The sequence below is a fragment of the Pseudomonas sp. GW823-FHT02C05 genome, from assembly GCF_058797595.1.
The window spans coordinates 589,107-602,724 of the sequence record NZ_JBXAJU010000004.1; the positions used below are offsets into that span (position 1 = coordinate 589,107).

Annotated in this window: 13 protein-coding genes; 8 read left to right on the forward strand and 5 right to left on the reverse strand. The window is 65.0% G+C overall.

What is annotated here, in order from left to right:
* Window positions 1–89: 89 nt before the first annotated feature.
* From AC1RGE_RS24135 to AC1RGE_RS24145, 3 genes are all read left to right on the forward strand, one after another.
* Window positions 90–2,012 (forward strand): ankyrin repeat domain-containing protein, encoded by a 1,923-nt coding sequence (locus AC1RGE_RS24135; protein ID WP_492585135.1) that lies wholly within the window; start codon window positions 90–92, stop codon window positions 2,010–2,012.
* A 164-nt stretch (window positions 2,013–2,176) separates the two neighbouring features.
* The gene (locus AC1RGE_RS24140; RefSeq protein ID WP_011064310.1) at window positions 2,177–3,208 is read left to right on the forward strand and encodes a histone deacetylase family protein; all 1,032 of its coding nucleotides are present in this window, start codon (window positions 2,177–2,179) and stop codon (window positions 3,206–3,208) included.
* Between the two features lie 12 nt (window positions 3,209–3,220).
* Complete coding sequence (locus AC1RGE_RS24145; protein ID WP_492585137.1) at window positions 3,221–4,321, forward strand: polyamine ABC transporter substrate-binding protein; 1,101 nt, start codon at window positions 3,221–3,223, stop codon at window positions 4,319–4,321.
* 113 nt (window positions 4,322–4,434) lie between these two features.
* On the opposite strand, the gene AC1RGE_RS24150 is transcribed toward AC1RGE_RS24145, so the two are convergent.
* A complete protein-coding gene (locus tag AC1RGE_RS24150) occupies window positions 4,435–5,646 on the reverse strand; it encodes a YeeE/YedE family protein (protein ID WP_053154657.1) in 1,212 nt (403 codons plus the stop codon).
* Window positions 5,647–5,685: 39 nt separating this feature from the next.
* Entirely contained in the window at window positions 5,686–7,236 is a 1,551-nt protein-coding gene (gene pdxR / locus AC1RGE_RS24155) for a MocR-like pyridoxine biosynthesis transcription factor PdxR (RefSeq protein ID WP_492585139.1), read from the reverse strand.
* Window positions 7,237–7,341: 105 nt separating this feature from the next.
* On the opposite strand from pdxR, the gene AC1RGE_RS24160 reads away from it, so the two are divergent.
* Genes AC1RGE_RS24160 through AC1RGE_RS24170 form a run of 3 tightly spaced genes read left to right on the forward strand, consistent with a single transcriptional unit; the run spans window position 7,342 to window position 9,133 of the window.
* A complete protein-coding gene (locus AC1RGE_RS24160) occupies window positions 7,342–7,965 on the forward strand; it encodes an FMN-binding negative transcriptional regulator (protein WP_019093466.1) in 624 nt (207 codons plus the stop codon).
* A gap of 30 nt (window positions 7,966–7,995) precedes the next feature.
* Window positions 7,996–8,442, forward strand: a complete 447-nt coding sequence (locus tag AC1RGE_RS24165) for a GNAT family N-acetyltransferase (protein WP_492585141.1) — start codon at window positions 7,996–7,998, stop codon at window positions 8,440–8,442.
* Between the two features lie 19 nt (window positions 8,443–8,461).
* Window positions 8,462–9,133 carry a GNAT family N-acetyltransferase gene (locus AC1RGE_RS24170; protein ID WP_053160498.1) on the forward strand — a complete coding sequence of 224 codons (672 nt, stop codon included), beginning with the start codon at window positions 8,462–8,464 and terminating at the stop codon, window positions 9,131–9,133.
* Between the two features lie 66 nt (window positions 9,134–9,199).
* Here AC1RGE_RS24170 and AC1RGE_RS24175 read toward each other — a convergent pair whose 3' ends face one another.
* On the reverse strand, window positions 9,200–10,099 hold the full coding sequence (locus AC1RGE_RS24175; RefSeq protein ID WP_492585143.1) for a homocysteine S-methyltransferase family protein: 900 nt from the start codon (window positions 10,097–10,099) through the stop codon (window positions 9,200–9,202).
* 110 nt (window positions 10,100–10,209) lie between these two features.
* Between AC1RGE_RS24175 and AC1RGE_RS24180 the strand changes: the two genes are divergently transcribed.
* Both AC1RGE_RS24180 and AC1RGE_RS24185 read left to right on the forward strand, forming a co-directional pair.
* Window positions 10,210–11,031: an ABC transporter substrate-binding protein gene (locus tag AC1RGE_RS24180; RefSeq protein WP_492585145.1), complete on the forward strand. Its 822-nt coding sequence runs from the start codon at window positions 10,210–10,212 to the stop codon at window positions 11,029–11,031.
* Window positions 11,028–11,864, forward strand: coding sequence for an amino acid ABC transporter permease (locus AC1RGE_RS24185; RefSeq protein ID WP_019093471.1), 837 nt, complete (start codon window positions 11,028–11,030; stop codon window positions 11,862–11,864). Before AC1RGE_RS24180 ends, AC1RGE_RS24185 begins: the two co-directional genes overlap by 4 nt.
* Before the next feature lie 3 nt (window positions 11,865–11,867).
* Here AC1RGE_RS24185 and AC1RGE_RS24190 read toward each other — a convergent pair whose 3' ends face one another.
* Window positions 11,868–12,137, reverse strand: coding sequence for a helix-turn-helix domain-containing protein (locus AC1RGE_RS24190; protein ID WP_011064320.1), 270 nt, complete (start codon window positions 12,135–12,137; stop codon window positions 11,868–11,870).
* Complete coding sequence (locus AC1RGE_RS24195) at window positions 12,134–13,408, reverse strand: type II toxin-antitoxin system HipA family toxin (RefSeq protein ID WP_492585147.1); 1,275 nt, start codon at window positions 13,406–13,408, stop codon at window positions 12,134–12,136. The genes AC1RGE_RS24190 and AC1RGE_RS24195 overlap by 4 nt, the downstream gene beginning before the upstream one ends.
* Window positions 13,409–13,618 lie beyond the last annotated feature (210 nt).

The window sequence follows — 13,618 nt, forward strand, 5'->3', positions numbered from 1 at the left end:
GAACCCGCTGCGCCCCTGAAACAAAGCCCGGCACAACGGCGCCGATTGCATTACATTGCCGGGCTTTCTACCGGCAAGGGACTGCACACGTGAACCTATTGACCGCCATCGCCCGGCGCATCGGCATTCGCGGGCTTGGCCTGGCGCTGGCACTGCTGGTTGCCACCCCCGTGGCCCAGGCCTTCGACCTGGACCTGGCCTGGTTCAAATGGTCGGGAATGCGCCGCACCTTCGTCCTCGACTACCCGGAAACCGCCACCCTGGAGCTCAAGCCGTTCCCCCTGCCGGGCCTGGCGCGAATGCCGCTGCGGATTGTCCTGAGCCAGTACCGCGGGCTGTTCTACTTCAATGCCTATCAGGACCTGCAGTACCGGCAGCGGGTCTACAAGTCGCCGCCGATGGCCCTGTTCAGCCCTGAAGAGCTGCGGGCCTGTGTGTCCCCGGGCGATGACATCCAGGTCAACGACATCTGGCCCACGAGCAACAGCCTGGTCCCCGGCATCACCCTGACGCCCCTGAGCTTCCAGTGCAAGGAGCCATCCGAGTGGCAACTTAGCGGGCGCTACCTGCTGATCGACCAGCGCGATCCGCAACATCCGCTGCTGGCCATCAGTCACCGCCAGGACCTTGGCCAGATGGAATTCACCCCGTTGCAACCCATCAGCGAGGAAACCGGGCAGCAGTGGTTGCAGGCCCTGGAGACATTCCCGCCGTGGTTCCGCCCCTTCACCCAAGGCAGCGGGCCGATCACCGTCAATGCCTTTGTGCCTGCGCCAGCCTCGACGCCGGACAGCCTGTGGAAAGAGTTCCGCGCGCTGCACGAACAACTGCGCACGGCCAAGGACAAACTGCCGGGCATCCGCGAAGTGGAAGACTTCTTCGTCACCCATGACTTTCGCAGCATCGCCACCGAGCGCCGTGAATACGCCGGCCTGCTCAACGACATCGCCTACTGGACCAGCGAAGCCGGGCAGCTGAGAACCGCCCGCCCCTGGCTCAAGGAAGTGCTGCGCCGTGACCCCGGGCGCATGCCGACCTACCTCAACCTGGCGGACCTGGACTGGGCGATCTACCAACAACGCACGCAGGACAACATCCACCAGGGCCGGGCCATAGAAGGTTATCGGGTGTATTGCGGCCTGCGCCTGAAGCGCCAGATGAGCATCCCGCCCCGGGTGCTGCAGCGCTTGGGCCTGAACGCCGCCAACCCCCGGGACTGCCAGGCCTTCTGGCCGCTGGTGGACGCGGTGGATGCCGGCGACCTGAGCGAAGTGCAGCGCCTGCTGGCCAGTGGCATCAGCGGCGAGGTCATGGCCGACGATGGCCGCAGCGCCTTGTTGCACGCCCTGGACGCACCGCACCTGGACATCGCCCGGCTGCTGCTGGAGCACGGCGCCCACACCAGCGGCCTGTACAACTGGACCACCCTGGCGACCCTGGCCATGCGCCGCGACCTGGGCGACAGCCCCGACCTGAGCCAGGGCGGACGCCTGAAGTTCCTCATCGAGGCTGGCGTGGCCATCGACGAACCCGACAGCCAGGGCGTGACGCCACTGATGCAGATGGCCGAGAACAAGCGCAGCCTGCAAGGCTTCAGCTGGCTGCTGCAGTACCCGCAGAACCTCGACCTGCGCAACAAGAATGACGGCGAAACCGCACTGTACCGTGCCTTCTCGGGCAACAACTACGTGGCCATGAAGCAGTTGATAGCGGCCGGCGCCAACCTCAACCTGAGCTACGGCCGTGCCGTTTGCAACAACCAGCCCGTCGGCGAAAGCCTGCTGACCCTGGTCGCCGACAAGACCTCCGCCGACGCCCAGTCGCCCTCCGTCAGCCAGCAGGACACCCTGGAGATGTTCACCCTGCTGCTGGAGAAAGGCGCCGACCCGAATGTCGGCCAGCACTGCGAGAAAAAGGGCTACGCAATATTGCTGGAAGCCATTGCCCGGAAAAAACGCGAGGACATGCTCAAGGTCCTGCAGCGCTACGCCCCTACCCCGCCTGCCAGCTGAAACCGGATGGCGCCCCGCAACGGGGCGCCATGCCTCTTTAAGGGGCGAATTTCGGTCAAACACTTTGGCCACATCAATCCCCTTTTGGCCGCTCCTGCCGTTCTCCCAAACCCCGCGCCCCGCAAGACTGTGCTCCACCGAATCAGCCTGCGGAGAACAAGAAAATGCTGACGATCTACTCGGACGATCACCACCTGCACCACGGCCGTTGCGAACTCATCGACGGGCAACTGATGCCCTGCTTCGAAATGCCTTCCCGGGCCGACCACGTGCTGGATCGGGTGAAACATCAAAACCTGGGGCCGGTAGAGGCACCCAAGGACTTCGGCCTGGAGCCTATCGAGCGCATCCACAGCCGGGCCTACCTGGACTTCTTCAAGGGCGCCTGGGCGCGCTGGGCGGCACAGGGCATCGACGGCGACCTGCTGCCCTACACCTGGCCGGCGCGTACCTTGCGCAGCGTGATTCCCACCAGCCTCCACGGCCAGCTCGGCTACTACAGCTTCGACGGCGGCGCGCCGATCACCGCCGGCACCTGGCAGGCGGCCTATAGCGCGGCGCAGGTGGCGCTGACCGCCCAGGCCCATATCCAGAATGGCGCCCACAGTGCCTTCGCCCTGTGCCGGCCACCGGGACACCACGCCGCCGGCGACCTGATGGGCGGCTACTGCTACCTGAACAACGCCGCCATTGCTGCCCAGGCGTTCCTCGATCAGGGCCACAGGAAGGTCGCGATCCTCGACGTCGACTACCACCACGGCAACGGCACCCAGTCGATCTTCTATGAGCGCAGCGACGTGCTCTTCACCTCGATCCACGGCCACCCGGAAGCCGAGTTCCCGTTCTTCCTGGGCTATGCCGACGAATGCGGCGAAGGCGCCGGGGAAGGCTTCAACTTCAACTACCCACTGGCCGCCGGTAGCGGCTGGGATGCGTGGAGCGCGGCCCTGGAACAGGCCTGCAACGAAATCCAGCGCTATGACGCCGACATCATCGTGGTGTCCCTGGGCGTGGACACCTTCAAGGACGACCCGATCTCGCAATTCAAACTCGACAGCCCGGACTACCTGGCCATGGGCAAGCGCATCGCCGCCCTCGGCAAGCCGACGCTGTTCGTCATGGAAGGCGGTTATGCGGTAGAGGAAATCGGCATCAACGCCGTCAACGTTCTCGAAGGCTTCCAAAGCGCCCAGTGAGGGATTCGCATCATGCAAAGACTCAAACGCTTAATGATCCCCGCCCTGTGCGCCAGCCTGCTGGGGACCGCCGCCCACGCCGAAGAACGCACCCTGCGGGTGTACAACTGGTTCGACTACATCACCCCCAAGGCCCTGGAAGACTTCAAGGCCCAGAACAGCCAGGTGAAGCTGGTCTACGACATCTTCGACACCAACGAAGCCCTGGAGGCCAAGCTGCTCACCGGCAACTCCGGCTATGACGTGGTGGTGCCGTCTAACGTGTTCCTGGCCAAGCAGATCGAGGCCGGGGTGTTCCAGCCCCTGGACCGCAGCAAGCTGCCCAACTGGAACCACCTGGACCCCAAGCTGATGAAGCTGATCGAGGCCAACGACCCGGGCAACAAGTTCGCCGTGCCCTACATGTACGGCACCATCCTGATCGGCTTCAACCCGGACAAGGTCAAGGCCGCCCTCGGCGACAAGGCGCCGGTGGACAGCTGGGACCTGATCTTCAAGGAAGAGAACATCAGCAAGCTCAAGCAGTGCGGCGTGGCCCTGCTCGACTCGCCTTCGGAAATCCTGCCCCTGGCCCTGCAGCACCTGGGCCTGGACCCCAACAGCAAGAAGCCGGCGGACTACGAGAAGGCTGAAGAGCTGCTGATGAAGATCCGGCCGTACATCACCTACTTCCACTCGTCCAAGTACATGGCCGACATCGCCAATGGCGATATCTGCGTGGCCGTGGGCTATTCGGGGAGCTTCTCCCAGGCCGCCAACCGCGCCAAAGAAGCCAAGAACGGCGTGACCGTGGACATGCGTCTGCCCAAGGAAGGCGCGCCGATCTGGTTCGACATGCTGGCGCTCCCCAAGGGCGCGAAGAACCCGGAAGATGCCTACACCTTCATCAACTACCTGCTGCAACCCCAGGTGATTGCCCCGGTCAGCGACTTTGTCGGTTATCCCAACCCGAACAAGGACGCGACCGGACTGGTAGACCCTTCGATCCGCAACAACCCCAACCTGTATCCGACAGAAGCGGCCATGAGCACCCTGTACACGCTGCAGCCGTTGCCCCGTGATGCAGAGCGGGCGCGGACCCGGGCCTGGACCAAGATCAAGTCCGGGACCTGATCCGGCGCAAGCACACGGGCGGTGTTCTGGTGGGCGGCGACCGACGAGGACGCGGCGGGTGATAGACCGCGTCGCCGCTGTTCGCCGGCAAGCCGGCTCCTACACAGTGGCGTTTAGCAGCCGGTGAGGCCTTGGGGGCTGCGTTCTTCGGCGAAGAACCAGGGCCGCAGGCGCACGCCCACGCCGTTGCCGATGAAGGCCGCCACCAGCCACAGCCAGCCATGCAGGCTGCCGGAGGCGATGCCGCTGAAGTAGGCGCCGATGTTGCAGCCATAGGCCAGGCGCGAACCGTAGCCCAGCAGCAGGCCGCCGATTACCGCCGCTACCAGGGAACGGGTGGGGATTCTCAGGTTGGGGGCAAAACGTCCCGCCAACCCTGCCGCCAGCAAGGCACCCAGGACGATGCCGATGTCCATGACACTGGTGATGTCCTGCCACACCGGTGCCGCCAGCGCCTTGGCATTCGCCGCGCCCTGCCAGAACACCCAGCTGCCTACGTCCACCCCCAGCCCGCTGGCGACCTTGGCGCCCCACAGGGCGAACGCCGAGGTAATGCCCCATGGGCGCCCCGCCAGGGCCAGGGTGGCGAAGTTCAGCAGAGCCAGGGCTACCGCGCCCCAGACCAGCGGCCAGGGGCCGCGCAGCAGCCGGCGCCAGCCCTGGTGCTCGCTGGTGACCGGAGCTTCAAGGCTGCCATGACGGCGCTTTTCCAGGGTCAGGGTGAGCACCGCGATCAGCGCGAACAGGCACAGGCTCAGGCCCAGCGCCGGGCCTACACCAAAACTCTGGACGATAGAGATTGGCGGCAGCGACGGCAGCGCAAACCACCAGTCGACGTGATGGGTGGCGATCAGCGAACCGCAAATGAAGAACGCCAGGGTCACCAGCATCCGCGCATTGCCGCCGCCAACGGTGAACAGGGTGCCCGAGGCGCAACCGCCGCCCAACTGCATGCCGATGCCGAAGATGAAGGCACCGAAGATCACCGAGACGCCGGCCGGCGCCACCAGCCCCACCACCGGCTGGCCGAACAGGCTGCCCGCCCCCAGCGCGGGGAAGAACAGCAGCACCGCCAGGGCCAGCATGACCATTTGCGCTCGCAGGCCGGCGCCACGCCGGTCGCGGATGAACACCCGCCAGGCCGAGGTGAAGCCGAAGGCCGCGTGGTACAGGGTCAGCCCCAGGGCAGCGCCCAGCAGCAACAGCAGCACCTGGCGGGCACCCACCTGGGCTTGCAGGAACAGAGCACCGGCCACCAGCAGCAGCAAGGCGAACAGCGGGGCGCCGAACTTGCGTTCAGGCGCCAGGGAGAGGGTCTGGCTCATGGGGGTTCTCGCGCGGGAAATGCTCGCGAGTATACCGCTTCAGGCCCGCCAGGCCTGGCGCAAACGGCTTACCGCAGCCTGTATATCGGCTTCCGGCACAGCCGCGAAGCCCAGCACCAGCCCGGCCCGCTGGTCCTCGGGCAAGGTGGTTTGCGGCAGCCAATAGCTGCTCAGGCCGGCGACCTCGACCTCCACACTGGCGGCCTGGGCCAGCAGTTCCTGCTCCCGCGCCAGGCTGTCGACCCGCACCGTCAGGTGCAGCCCCGCCGCCACGCCGGGCAGTGGCCCGACGCCGCCGATCGCCTGCGGCCAGGCCGCCAGCAAGGTGTTGCGCCGGCTCAGGGCCGCCCGGCGCATGCGCCGGATATGCCGCTGGAAGTGCCCGGCGGCCATGAACTCGGCCATCACCGCCTGGGTACTGACCTCGGAATGGCGCACGTCCACCGCCCGGCGCTGGGCGAAGGCCTGGACCAGGGTCGGCGGCAGCACCAGGTAGCCCAGGCGCAGGGCCGGAAAGGCGACCTTGCCGAAGGTCCCGACGTAGATCACCCGGCCCTGGCGGTCCAACGCCGCCAGGGGGGCCAGGGGCGCACCGCTGTAGCGGTACTCGCCGTCGTAGTCGTCCTCGATGATCCAGCCCTGGCTGCGTTCGGCCCAGGCCAGCAGCTCCAGGCGCCGGGCCAGGCTCATGATCACCCCGGTGGGGTACTGGTGGGACGGCGTGACATAGGCCAGGCAGCAGCTGTCCAGCTGCTCCAGCTGGCGGCAGTCGATGCCCTCCTGGTCCACCGCCACGCCCTGCAACTGCGCACCCGCCAGGGCGAAGGCATGCCCCGCGGCGCGGTAGCCGGGGTTTTCCACAGCCACCTTGTCGCCTGGCTCCACCAGCAGCTGTGCACAAAGGCTGATGCCCTGCTGCGCGCCACTGGTGATCACAATTTGTTCAGCCGTGCAGTTCAGGCCCCGAGCGCTGCGCAGGTAGGCGGCGATCAGGCTGCGCAGCCGCGGATCGCCCGCCGAGTCGCCGTAGCACAATTGCCCGAGGTCGGGCCTGCGCCAGAAAGCCGCATTCAGCTTGGCCCAGACCTCGAACGGGAACAGATCGAAGGCTGGCACACCAACCCGAAAAGCCCGTGGCGGCCCCTTGGGCGGGGTACTCAAATGATGGGTTTGCAGGCGCTGCCAGCCGCTGCTGTGGATAACTTTACTGGATAAATCACCAGCCATTTCTGCCTTTTTTGTGGATAAACCTGTGGGTAAGCCTGTTGAAAACCCTGTGGATACTTTTGTGGATAGTTTTTTGATCGGCAATCGGGTTTCCGGCAATTGCGCCACATAGGTGCCGTCACCGACCCGCCCTTCGATAAAACCCTCGGCGTACAGCTGGTCATAGGCCCGCACTACGCTGTTGCGGGAAATCCCCAGGGCGGCGGCCAGGTCGCGGCTGGCAGGCAGGCGCGTACCACTGGCCAGGCGCCCGTCCAGCACCCGCTGTCGCAAGGCCTGGTACAGCTGGCGACTGAGGCCCTGGCGGCGGTCCAGCTCGATGCCGGCCGGATTGAAGGACAACGGGGGTACGGCACTGTTCATCGAGGTTCACCTGGGCAATTGGACCCACAAAATAGACCAGAAATGGCTCTTACAACGAACCATTAGCCTGCCTAGGATGCAGCCACTCGCCAAGGATTTTTTTACATGTACCTACCCCGCGCTTTCGTCGATGAAGACCTCGCCCGCCTGCAGCAACTGATCCTGGGCAGCCGCCTGGCGACCCTGGTGACCTGGGGCGCCCTGGGCCTGCAGGCCAGCCACCTGCCCCTGCTGCTGGAGCCCGGACAGGGGGCCAATGGCACCCTCTACGGGCACCTGGCCAAGGCCAACCCGCAATGCGCCGAACTGGCCGCTGGCGCCGAGGCGCTGGTGATCTTCACGGGCGAGGATGCCTACGTCAGCCCCTCGTTCTATCCAAGCAAGGCCGAGCACGGCAAAGTGGTGCCGACCTGGAACTACGTGGCAGTGCACGCCTATGGCCAGCCTGAGGTATTCAGCGATCCGGAGCGGCTGCTCAAGGTGGTGGGGGGCCTGACCGAGCGTCACGAAGCCGGCCGCCCCCAACCCTGGCAAGTGACAGATGCCCCCGCCGACTACCTGGAGGGCATGCTCCGGGCAATCGTCGGCTTTGCCTTGCCGATCCAGCGGCTGGAAGGCAAGCGCAAGCTCAGCCAGAACCGCAGCGCCGAGGATATCGCCGGGGTGCGCGAAGGCCTCGCGGCCAGCGCCGACCTGCGCGACCAGCAACTGTCCCGATTGATGAGCTAGGTTTTCGTCCAGAACAATAAAGGAGCTTTCATGCGCCAGATCCAGATCCGCCCCGTTACCGCCGCCGACCACAGCGCCTGGCAGCCCCTGTGGCAGGCCTACCTGAGCTTCTACGAAACCGAACTGCCGGACGCCGTGACCCAAAGCACCTGGCAGCGTTTTCTCGATGCCGGCGAGCCGACCCACGCGGCCCTGGCCTGGGACGGCGAGCGCGCCGTGGGCCTGGTGCATTTCATCTACCACCGCTCCAACTGGAGCATCGAGAATTCCTGCTACCTGCAGGACCTGCTGGTGACCCCGGACCAGCGCGGCACCGGCGTCGGCCGCCAGCTGATCGAGTTCGTCTACACCCAGGCGAAACAGGACGGCTGCGCCAAGGTGCATTGGCTGACCCACGAAACCAATGCCACGGCCATCCAGCTGTATGAGCGTATTGCCGAGCGCCCGGGTTTCATCCAGTTCCGCAAACCCCTCTGAGTTGCCAAGGAGCCACTGCATGTCGATTTCACTCGCCGATTGGAAAGGCGTTCCCGCCCCTTCGGCCACCCTGCTTGAAGGGCGCTTCATCCGTTTGGAAAGGCTCGACCCGGCGCGCCATGGCGACGATCTGTTCCAGGTGCTGCAAGGCCCTGGCGCCGACCCCGTGCTGTGGAACTACCTGCCTTATGGCCCCTTCCCCGAGCGTGCGGCGTTCGATGCCTGGCTCGCTAACCACGCCGTCGCCAGCGACCCGTACTTCTTTACCGTGATCGACCGCGCCAGCGGCCAGGCCCAGGGCCTCATCAGCCTGATGTCCATCGTCCCGGCCCAGGGGCGTATCGAGATCGGCCATGTAACCTTCGGTGCACCGATGCAACGTTCGCCAAAGAGCACTGAAGCGGTGTACCTGCTGGCCAAGGAAGCCTTCGCCCTGGGTTACCGGCGCCTGGAATGGAAGTGCAACAACGCCAATGCCCGCTCGCGCTACGCCGCGGAACGTTTGGGTTTCAGCTTCGAGGGTGTGTTTCGCCAGCACATGGTGGCCAAGGGGCAGAACCGCGATACCGCGTGGTTCTCGATCCTGGATGGGGAATGGCCGGTGATTGCCAAGGGTTTCGAGCAATGGCTCAGCGATGAGAACCAGAGCGGCTCGGGGCAGCTCAAGTCGCTGGCGGAGTGTCGCGGGTAAGCGGGATTTTCGCCGGCAAGCCGGCTCCTACAGGCCTGTGTAGGAGCCGGCTTGCCGGCGAAGGACTCAACCGAGCTTCTGCGCCAACACCGCAATATGCTCCGGCCCAATGCCGCAGCAACCGCCCACATGGCTGGCACCGCGCTGGTGCCAGTCCGCCACCCATTGCAGATAACCCGGCGGGTCCAGGTCCTCGCGCAGCGGGCACAGGCCGTCGTTGGCGGTGGCATCCTCGGGCTGCGGCGGAAAGGCATTGGCATACACGCCAATGTGAATCTGCACGCCCAGGCGCTCGAAGGTCTCGCGAGCCACATCCACCGCAGCCCCAATCACTTCCGGCTGGCTGCAGTTGAACAGCAGGGTCTGCACCCCCAACTGCGCCGCCACGGCTGCCGCTTCGGCCACCGTCTCGCCGGAACGCAGGCGCGGCACTTCGTCGACCTCTTCGTCCTTCAGGGTGAAGGACAGCCAGAACGGCTTGCCGTCCTTGGGCAGGCCGGCGTGGATAGCCCGCGCTTCGACGATCGAGCTCTGGGTTTCCGCCAGCCACAGGTCGACATGGGGCGCCAGGCCCTTGACCAGCGGGCTGAGGATTTCCTCGACCCGCGCAGCGTCGAACAGGTCCGGGCGATAGGAACCGAACAGCGGCGGCAACGAACCCGCGACCCGCACCGGCTTGCCGGAGGCCTCTACTGCGCGGCGCGCCAGCTCACCGGCCAGAGCCGCCAGGGCTTGGCCTTCAGCGGCAAAACGTTCCTCGCCGATATGAAACGGCACCACCGCGTAGCTGTTGCTGGTGATCACGTTGGCACCGCTGTCGATATAGGCCGCGTGCACCGCCTCAACCGCCTGGGGCGCCTCGCTCAGCGCCAGGGCCGACCATTCAGGCTGCCGGAACGGCGCCCCGCGACGCTGCAGTTCACGCCCCATACCGCCATCGAGAATTACCGTATTGCCTGCGCCCATATGCTTTTTACTCATATGCTTATGAAAATAACTCACTACCGGAGTCGTTCTTATAACTATTAAATACGCACCATTCGGTTAATAACAACTCTTTTTCAGTCAGGATTCCGATGAATTTCAAACCGCTGCTGGCCCTCGGCCTGACCCTTCTCGCCGCCTCCTCCCAAGCCTTCGCCGGCGCCACCTTGGAACGTATCGAGCAGAAAAAGGAGCTGGTCGGGGTGCTGATGGAAAGCTACCCGCCCTTCTCCTTCCTCAACGAGCAGAACCAGCTGGACGGCTTCGACGTCGACGTGGCCAAGGCCGTGGCCGACAAGCTCGGGGTCAGGCTGCGCCTGGAAACCCCGTCCTGGGATGTGATCGCCGCCGGACGCTGGAGCGGGCGCTACGACATCTGCATCTGCTCCATGACCCCGAGCAAGGCCCGCGCCGAGGTCTTCGACTTCCCGGTGCAGTACTACGCCTCGCCGGCGGTGATCGTGGTCAACGCCAAGGATGAACGGATCCACGGCGCCCAGGACCTGAGCGACAAGAAGGTCGGCCTGACCGCCGCCTCCAGCTACGAGGGCTACCTGAACAAGAACCTGGTGATCGAAGGCGCCGAGGACACCCACCTGCAATACCCCTTCGAGAATGTGCAGATCGCCCCCTACGACACCGACAACGTGGCCTTCCAGGACCTCGGCCTGGGCCCGGGTGTACGCCTGGATGCGATCCTCACCAACCTGGTCACCGCCCAGCCGCGCCTAACCCAGGACTCGCGCTTCAAGCTGGCCGGCGAGCCGCTGTACGCCGAGCCCAACTCGGTGGCCATCGAGAAAGGCGATGCCCAGTGGAATGCCAAGGTGCGTGAAGTCTTCGCCCAGCTGAAGCAGGACGGCACCCTGAGCAAGCTGTCGCAGAAATGGATCGGCGCCGACATCAGCCAATGACCGCCTACACGCCACCGCCGCAGCCACCACAATCGGTGGCTGCACCGCTGCTCAAGCGCCTGCTGGGTTTTCGCAGCCGCCTGTACCTGACCTGGGCAGCGCTGCTGGTGCTGTTCGCCAGCTTCTTCCTGAGCTTCGACCTGAAGTTCTCGATCATCCTCGACAAGCTGCCGAACCTGCTGGGTCTGCACCTGTCCCCCAGCGGCTTTCTCCAGGGTGCGGCGCTGACCCTGTTCCTCTGCGCCTGCTCCATCGTCGCTTCGTCGCTGCTGGGCTTCATCACCGCCCTGGCACGCCTGTCCTCGAGCGCCGTGGCGTTCGGCATCGCCAGCTTCTACGCCTCGTTCTTTCGCGGCACTCCGCTGCTGATCCAGATCCTGCTGATCTACCTCGGCCTGCCACAATTAGGGGTGGTGCCGGGCGCCATTACCGCCGGGATCATCGCCCTGTCGCTGAACTACGGCGCCTACCTCAGCGAGATCTTCCGCGCCGGCATCCTCGGCGTGCCCCAAGGCCAGCGCCAGGCCGCCCTGGCCCTGGGCATGAGCGACAGCGTGATCTTCTGGCAGGTGACCCTGCCCCAGGCCATGCGCACCATCATCCCGCCGGCCACCAACCAGTTCATCTCGATGCTCAAGGACTCGTCGCTGATCTCGGTGATGGGGGTCTGGGAAGTGATGTTCCTGGCCCAGTCCTACGGCCGTTCCAGCTACCGCTACATCGAAATGCTCAGCACCGCGGCGCTGATCTACTGGCTGCTGTCCATCGGCCTGGAACTGATCCAGGCGCGGATGGAAAGGCATTACGGCAAGGGTTACGTTCAGCGCGGGTGAAGCTCAAGGGCGCAGGGAAACCACGCCCATCTGCAGGCCGAAAGGCTTGAACACCGCGTTCAGCGACTTGAGGGTCGGGTTGCCGTCGCCGTGTTCGATATGGATCAGGGTACGCAGGGAAATCCGGCACATCCTGGCGAACTGGCTCTGATGCAACCCGGTGACTTCAGTGCGCAGGCGCTTGACCGCATCACCAACCGACAAACGCCCAGCGGCCAGTTCCTGGCGGATGTTATCGATCAGCAGGCCGCGCTGTTCCAGGGTCGTAGTCATCGCAAACCCCACTCCTGCAGGCGTCGATCCAGGTCACGCAGGTAAATGCGCGGGTGATTCAGGGTGGCCTCGGGCAAGCCCCCGGCACTCAGCAGGTCCGGCAGGGCCCGTAGCCGTTCGGCATCTTCGCGCAGGCGCGTCAGCGCAGCATCGGGATCGATCAGCGGCTTGAGGCTGGCACACACCTGGCGCCAGTCGATATCACCCGCCACTTCCATCCGGCCGGGCCATTTGGTGCTGCGGGTAATGCCCTTGTCATCCATCACTCGCGGCGCCAGATCGTGGATCGGCGCCAACTGCACCTGGCCCTCGTGACGGATGATCCAGGTATTGCGCCCATGGTTGGCCGAGTTGCCAAGGAGCTTGTTGAGCAGGTCCCGACGCAGGTAGTCGGCCACCAGCTCCGGGATCGCCGAGGCCTGCCCGGCGGTTCGCCAGAGTTCGGCCAGCAGCCCCAGGACCTTGGTGTGCCGCATGCCCAGGCTCTGGCCGGGCAACCCCGCCAGGGAATAGATGGACTCCAGCGCCAGCCGTTCCACACCCTGCCCGTGCAGGCGACGATCAAAGCGTCGCATCCACAGGCTCGGCTGCCGCTCCTCTTCCAGGGCCAGGCCTTGGGCGGGAACCGTATCGATGCCCAGCTGCTGCAGCGCCCGGTAGTAGTGGAACTCGCTTCTGAGCATGTCGCAGTCATTTGGCGTCGCCTGCTCTGGCGGGCATTTCACCAGCCAGTGGCACGCCGCCAGCCTGTCTTCCAACAGCGCATCGGGGTACAGCAACCCGTCACGCCCCTGGGTCAGCAGCAGCTTCGTCGCCTCGCCAACGGCACCCGTGGCACCGCTCATTGCCGCTCCCTGTTCATGGGCGTATTCAAGAAAGCGGTTGTCGCGGGCGCTGACCTCGGCCCGGGAGAACCCCAGCAGCGGCCGTTCATTCATGGCGGCAAGGGACTCCTTGATCCGCAGATTGCCCATGGGGGCCGCGCTGGATCGGGCCAGCAGGAACAAGTCGGGGGCAATGCCGGCGGGGCGCGCGCCCACCGAGCGCTCGGCCAAAAAACGCTGCATGGTGAGCGTCGGCGCAATGTCATACAGGAACGCCGGGACGCCCGGACTGCGCAGCAGTTCCCAGGTCAGCGGCAGACGCACACTCACCGATCCCGCCAGCGGCGTGGCAAAGGCTTCCAGATTGCCTGCCAGGTACGACTGCTCATAACCCAGACGGCAAGGGCTGGTGAAGCCCTGCTCGGGATGCTCGAAAATCAGGGTCATCGCATCGCTCCACGTCCCGGCGCGATGGACCTGCAAAGTCAGCTGTAGCATTCATTACCTGCAATTTAATGCACTTTTGGTGCGTCATTACCTCTGCGAAATGCATTGTAATGCAGATACAGCCGATTTTTGCAGACAATAAGTGCACTAAAATGCACTCAGGCAAATCGTGGACAAAAAAAGGGAGGCCGTAGCCTCCCCGAGGTAAAG